5 protein-coding genes and 1 tRNA gene are annotated in these 6,184 nt (G+C 71.0%); 4 read left to right on the top strand and 2 right to left on the bottom strand.

Features of this window, described 5'->3' with window-relative positions; translation table 11 throughout:
• Positions 1-31 precede the first annotated feature (31 nt).
• Positions 32-1,999: a M3 family metallopeptidase gene (locus ACWDX9_RS13400; protein WP_449952835.1), complete on the bottom strand. Its 1,968-nt coding sequence runs from the start codon at positions 1,997-1,999 to the stop codon at positions 32-34.
• A gap of 164 nt (positions 2,000-2,163) precedes the next feature.
• On the opposite strand from ACWDX9_RS13400, the gene ACWDX9_RS13395 reads away from it, so the two are divergent.
• Positions 2,164-2,235 (top strand) — tRNA-Gln (locus ACWDX9_RS13395).
• A 5-nt stretch (positions 2,236-2,240) separates the two neighbouring features.
• On the opposite strand, the gene ACWDX9_RS13390 is transcribed toward ACWDX9_RS13395, so the two are convergent.
• The gene (locus ACWDX9_RS13390; RefSeq protein ID WP_449952832.1) at positions 2,241-3,167 is read right to left on the bottom strand and encodes an alpha/beta fold hydrolase; all 927 of its coding nucleotides are present in this window, start codon (positions 3,165-3,167) and stop codon (positions 2,241-2,243) included.
• A gap of 109 nt (positions 3,168-3,276) precedes the next feature.
• Here ACWDX9_RS13390 and ACWDX9_RS13385 point away from each other — a divergent pair, with 109 nt between their 5' ends.
• From ACWDX9_RS13385 to ACWDX9_RS13375, 3 genes are all read left to right on the top strand, one after another.
• Positions 3,277-4,635 carry a sensor histidine kinase gene (locus ACWDX9_RS13385; RefSeq protein ID WP_449952830.1) on the top strand — a complete coding sequence of 453 codons (1,359 nt, stop codon included), beginning with the start codon at positions 3,277-3,279 and terminating at the stop codon, positions 4,633-4,635.
• Positions 4,636-4,819: 184 nt separating this feature from the next.
• Entirely contained in the window at positions 4,820-5,434 is a 615-nt protein-coding gene (locus tag ACWDX9_RS13380) for a response regulator transcription factor (RefSeq protein WP_357743520.1), read from the top strand.
• A 115-nt stretch (positions 5,435-5,549) separates the two neighbouring features.
• Complete coding sequence (locus tag ACWDX9_RS13375) at positions 5,550-6,131, top strand: hypothetical protein (protein ID WP_449952827.1); 582 nt, start codon at positions 5,550-5,552, stop codon at positions 6,129-6,131.
• Positions 6,132-6,184: the final 53 nt, after the last annotated feature.

The following is a 6,184-nucleotide window of genomic DNA, read 5'->3' as shown; positions in this document are numbered from 1 at the left end:
GCCCGCAGGGCGGGCCGCCGGCCGCACAGGCTCAGTCGAGGCCGCGGCGGACGAGCAGCGGCCGGATGCTGGGCTCGCGCCCGCGGAAGTTGCGGAACGCGGTCAGCGGGTCGAGGCTGCCGCCTCGGGAGAGCAGCTCGCGGCGGAAGTGGTCACCGTTGGCCCTGGTGAGCCCGCCGTTCTCCTTGAACCACTCCACGCTCTCCGCGTCGAGCACCTCGCTCCAGATGTAGGAGTAGTAGCCGGCGCTGTAGCCGCCGGAGAAGATGTGGGCGAAGTAGTTGGTCCTGTAACGCGGCCCGACCTGTGGCACGGCGATCTGGGCGGCCTCCAGGGCCGCGGACTCGAACGCCTCGGGGTCGGCCACCGTCTCTCCGGACGCCAGCTTGTGCCAGGCCCAGTCGAGCAGGGTCGCGGCGAGATATTCGACGGTCTTGAAGCCCTGGTTGAACTTCTCCGCCGCCTGCAGCTTCTCCACCAGCTCGGCCGGCATCGGCTCGCCCGTCTCGTGGTGCTTGGCGTAGTTGGCCAGCACCTCGGGCCAGGTCACCCACATCTCGTTGACCTGTGACGGGTACTCGACGAAGTCGCGCGGCACGTGGGTGCCCGACACGCGCGGGAAGCGCACCTGGGAGAACAGCCCGTGCAGCGCGTGCCCGAACTCGTGGAAGGCCGTGTTGACCTCGTCGTACGTCAGCAGCGTCGGCCCCGAGGCCGGCTTGGTGACGTTGAGGTTGTTGATGACCACCGGCAGCTGCCCGAACAGGAACGACTGGTCGACCAGGTTGTTCATCCACGCGCCGCCGCGCTTGGTCTCCCTCGCGTACGGGTCGAGCACGAACAGCCCCAGGCGGCTCCCGTCCTCGTCGAACACCTCGTACACCGTCACGTCGGGGTGGTATCCGCCCAGATCGGGCCGCTCGGTGAAGGTGAGGCCGTACAGCTTCCCGGCCGCGAAGAAGATGCCGTCACGGTAGACGCGGTCGAGCTCGAAGTACGGCCGCATCTCGGCGGCGTCGAAGTCGTAGCGGGCCTGGCGCACCTTCTCGGAGTAGTACGACCAGTCCCACGGCTCGATGTCGAACCCGGCCTGCTCCGACAGCGCCTCGGCCTCCTTGCGCGCGTTGCGCACGGCGGGGGCGACGAGCTGGCCGAGCATCTCCTCGACCGCCTCGACGGTCTTGGCCGTCTGGTCGGCCACCACGTACGCCGCGTGGCTGGAGAACCCGAGCAGCGCCGCCCGCTCGGCCCGCAGCGCCGCCATCCTGGCCGCCAGTTCGAAGTTGCCGGGCGCCCGCCCGACGCTCAGCTCGTACAGCCTGCGGCGCACGTCGCGGTCGGTGAGCTGGGCCAGGCCCGGCTGGACGGTGAAGTTGAGCAGCGGCAGGACGTACTTGCCGTCCTTGAGCAGCGACTCGATCTTGGCCTGGTCGAAGCCGTCGAGCTCCTTGGGGTCCGACACCACCAGCGCCGACTCCGTCGAGGCCTTCAGCAGCGTCTGCGCGAACTCCGTCGAGAGCTTCGACAGCTCCTCGTTGAGCTGCCGGAGCCGGTCCTGGTCCGGCTCCGACAGGTCGGCGCCCGCCCTGATGAAGTCCTCCCGGTACTTCTCCAGCAGCCAGGCCTCCTCCGGATCCTCCGTGGACACCTGCTTGATGCGCGCCCACAGCGCCCGGTTCAGCCGGATCGCGTCGCCGTGCCTGGTCAGCTGGGGAGAGATCTCCTTCTCGATCTCCATGATGCCGTCGGTGGTGTTGGAGGCGGCGATGCTGAAGAAGACCGTGGCCGTGCGGTCGAGAATCCGTCCCGACCGCTCGAGCGCGGCGATCGTGTTGTCGAACGTCGGCGCCTCGGTGCTGCCTGCGATCGCGCCGACCTCCGCCAGCTGCTCCGCCATGCCGCGCTCGAACGCGGGCAGGTAGTGCTCCTCGCGGACGTCGGCGAAGGGCGGCAGTTCGTACGGCAGGTCGCTAGGGGTGAAGAACGGGTTACCGGCCAACGGTGGGGCTCCTCCACGTGGTGTTTTGTCCTCTTCAGCTTGGCACGTGAGGGCCGCTGCTGTGGGCGCTGGAGGGTTCGTTGGCTATTCGTTTTGGTCTTACCCCCAGAGCTGGGCTATTCTTTCGGACGTCGCCGAGAGCGGCCCCCAGGGGTCGTAAGCGGTGGGGTATGGTGTAATTGGCAGCACGACTGATTCTGGTTCAGTTAGTCTAGGTTCGAGTCCTGGTACCCCAGCTTTATCATTTCGCCAGTTTGTGCAGGATTTCGGTAATCAGCCGGTACGTTCTCGCCGTCGGCGCATGCGAAGCCTCCACTGAGTAGACCTTGAACGTGTTGCCTGGCGTGGCCGCATCCGCTTCCTTGATCATCCGGTCCTGCAGTGCGAGCGGGATCACTCTGTCCCGCGTGTGCCTGATGTAGACGCGCGGCACCCGTCCCCACGCCTCCTTGCGCCCCCGAGCGTCGGCGCTCCCCACCAGGAGACTCTCATCCGGCAGCAACGTGTTCAGCATGGCCAGGAGCTCGCCCTCGCTCGCCTCCGCCATGAACGCCGTCTTGACCGCGTCCAGAAACTTCCTGTCGTTGGTCCGCCAGTTCATGCGGATCGCGCCGATCACCCTGGGGTCGGCGATGATGCCCGCCGCCACGCTGCCCGCCAGGCTCTCCTTGCCCTCCGGCGTCCCCAGATAGTCGTTGGGCGAGCTCAGCTTCGTGCAGCAGAACGCGGTGTCGTAGACGAGCAGGTCGATCAGGTCGGGCACCGCGTCGGCCGCCTTCGTGATGGTCGCGCCGCCCAGGCTGCCGCCCACCAGGATCACCGGGCCGTGGCCGGAGACCCGGCGCACGGCGTCCACCGTGGCCTCGACATAGTCGTCCAGCGTGACCCCCGCCACCGGCGACGGCAGCGTGGCCAGCTTCTCCAGGTCCTGCGGGGTCTGGTAGGCGAGGTGAAACTGCTCCTCGGGGCCGTGCCCCGGCAGTGCCACGCCCACGGTGCGGTGGCCGCGCAGCGTCAGCTCGGAGTCGCCGCTGGCCGAGCCGTTCGCGCCGGTCACGAAGACGTACGTGGTCACTTCCCGCCTCGGCTTGGCGGCCTGGGCGCCCACGGCGCCCGCGCCCGCGACGGCGGCGTACTGAAACATGTCCCTACGGGTCGGAAAGCTCATGACTCGATGTTCGCCCAGCTCAGAGCTGGTGCACATCGCCTGCCCGGCTCGTCGTGCGGTGGACGTCCGGCATCCACCGATCGGTTGACGCCATGCCAGGCTTGACCCCATGAGCTGGCTCGACGGGCGCGAACGCGGGGCCTTTCTGTTCCTCGCCTACGGACTGCTGGGGATCTCCTCGACCGCGGCCGCCCTCGCGGACGTGCCCTGGCCCCTCCTCCGCTGGCTGGCCGGCCCCTTGCCGGCCTGGCTCGCCGAAACGGCAGGCCCGGGGTGGGCGGCGACGGGCGGCCTCCCGACGGCGGCGGGCGGCGGTCCTGCGGCGGCGTGGACGGCGGTCGCCGGGTCGTGGTCCGGCGGGCCGGCCGCCGACTTCGGCCCCGGCCCGGCGGCGTTCGCGCCGTGGTGGCCGGCGGTCGCGCTGGCCGCGGCGGTGTGGGTGGCCCCGATCGGCTGGCTCCACCCCCGCAGGGACGCGCGCCGCGCGCTCGTCGTGGGCCACTTCCTCGTGCTGATCGCGCTCGCCGCCGCGCTGACGGCCGCGAGCCCCGCCTTCATCGTGTTCGCCTCGATCGGCTACCCGCTGGCCAGCGCCCTGCTCCCGGCCCGGCTGACCATGGCGGGCGTGACGCTCACCGCCATCGTCATCGTGACGGCCCAGGCGGGCCCGGGCGCCCGGGGCACCCTGCTCACCGTGATCGCGGGCGTGGCGCTGCCGCTGGTCGTGGCCGGCTGGTACGTCTCCGGCGAGCACGACAAGCGCCGCCGCCTGGTCGCGCGCCTGCGCGCCGCCATGGCCGAGAACGCCTCCCTCAACGCCCGGCTCCTCGACCAGGCCAGGCGAGCGGGCGTGCTCGACGAGCGGCACCGCGTGGCGGGCGAGATCCACGACACGGTCGCCCAGGACCTCGTCGCCCTGATCGGCCAGCTCAACGCCGCTGACCGCACCTCCCGGGCCGAGACCCGCCGCCGCCACCTCGACCAGGCCGCCGAGCTGGCTCACCGCAGCCTCTCCGAGGCCCGCCGGTCCGTACGCGCCCTGCGCCCGGAGCCGCTGGAGACCTCGAAGCTCCCGGACGCGATCACCGACCTGGCCGAGTCGTGGTCGCGGTCGGCCGGCGTCGACCTGACCCTCGAGATCACCGGCACCCCGGTCGCCCTGGCCGCCCCCATCGAGGACACGCTGTTCCGCGTGGCCCAGGAGGCCCTGGCCAACGTCGCCAAGCACGCCAGAGCCTCCAGGACGGGCCTGACCCTGTCGTACACGGACGAAACCGTCCTCCTCGACATTCGAGACGACGGCGCCGGTTTCGCCTCGCAGGAGCCCGCTGACGGCTTCGGCGTCGACGGAATGCGCCAACGCGTCCGCGCCGTCGGCGGCACCCTCCACCTCGAGTCCACCCCCGGCCAGGGCACCGCCGTAGCCGCCGCCATCCCCGCGATCCCCGCCGAGGACGACCTTCCATGATCCGCGAGCCGGCCACGGCCACCACCCGGGAGCGGCAGCCGCCCCCTGCTCCCCTCCACTCCCTCTTTCCCAAAGGCGGAAGAGGCGCCTCGCGCCCTGATCATCGGACGTGTGGCCAGTCGACCCAAGGAGGGGTGATCGATGAGACCCTGACGAGGGACGGGTGCCGGCCGGAAGGGGAGAGATGCGGCTGAGGCTGCTGATAGCGGACGATCACCCCATCGTGCGCGACGGCCTGCGCGCGGCACTCGGCGGCGAGCCCGACCTCGAGATCGTCGGCGAGGCGGCCGACGGCGCGGAGGCCGTACGCCTGGCCGCCGAGCTCGAGCCCGACATCGTCCTCATGGACCTGCGCATGCCCGGGATGGACGGCGTCACCGCCATCCGCCGCCTCAGCGGCACGGGCCCGCGGGTGCTGGTCCTGACCACGTTCGACACCGACGTCCTGCCCGCCCTCGAAGCGGGCGCCGCCGGCTACCTGCTGAAGGACGCTCCGCCGGAGGAGCTGGTGCGCGCCGTCCGAGCCACCCACCGGGGCGAGACCGTCCTCGCCCCCGCCGTGGCCGGCCGGCTCGCGGCGGCCCTCCGCAAGCCCACCAGGGGCAGGCTCAGCAAACGGGAGCTGGAGGTGCTGCGCCTGGTGGCCGGGGGAGCGACGAACAAGGTGGCGGCGGCGAGCCTGTTCATCAGCGAGGCCAGCGTCAAGACTCACCTCCTGCACATCTACGCCAAGCTCGACGTCCGCGACCGCGCCTCCGCCGTGGCCGAGGCCTACCGCCGCGGCCTCCTCACCGACTGACAGTGGTGATGGAGATGAGCGCCTCCCCGGCCAGGGTTTGACCCACCGACTGGCAGCGGGAGAGGGCCGGGAGGGTGGAGTCACGGCAGTGGTTTGGGTAGAGTCCGCCCGACTTATGGATGAGTTTCGTATTCGCACGGGCAACTTCCCGCGCCTCGTCGCCCCGTTCGTCGCTCCGCTCGCCCTCTTCTTCGTCGTCTGCCTGCTCCTCGGCGCCATCTTCACCGGCAGCACCCCGCTGGGCGCCCTCATCGGGGCGCTGGCCACCGCTGGCCTTCTGGCCGTGCTCGTGGCCAAGCACCGCCGCCTGACCACCGGCACCGTCGTCCGCTTCTCCGCCGACGGCGTGGAGCTGACCGACTCGTACGGCTTCCGCGTCCACCTCCGCTGGCCCGACATCACCAGGATCGACGTCGTGGACACCCAACTGGCCAGCCCCAGGCGCATCGGCCGTCCGGGCGGCGTGCGGGTGCGGGTGGAGCCGCTGCGTTCGGTGGGGCTCGTCGGGTGGGGCGAACGTACGGTGCCGCCTCGGGTGCCGGGCTGGATGCGCGAGCGGCTGGCCCGTGTCCCCGTGGACCCGGTCACCGGCCGGCCGGAGGTGGCGATCCCGCTCGGGGAGTTCGACCCGCTGTGGGAAGGCGGGGCGATGGGGGCTTGGGTACGCCGCCACAGGCCCGACCTGATGGGCCGTTAAGCAGTTTGGAGTGGTCTCCGGGGTGCGGTAGAGTTACCTGCGTTGCCGGGGAG

It is taken from the genome of Nonomuraea sp. NPDC003201, from assembly GCF_053590415.1.
Note: the sequence above shows the minus strand (reverse complement) of the source record. Positions and strands in the feature narration are given on the sequence as shown.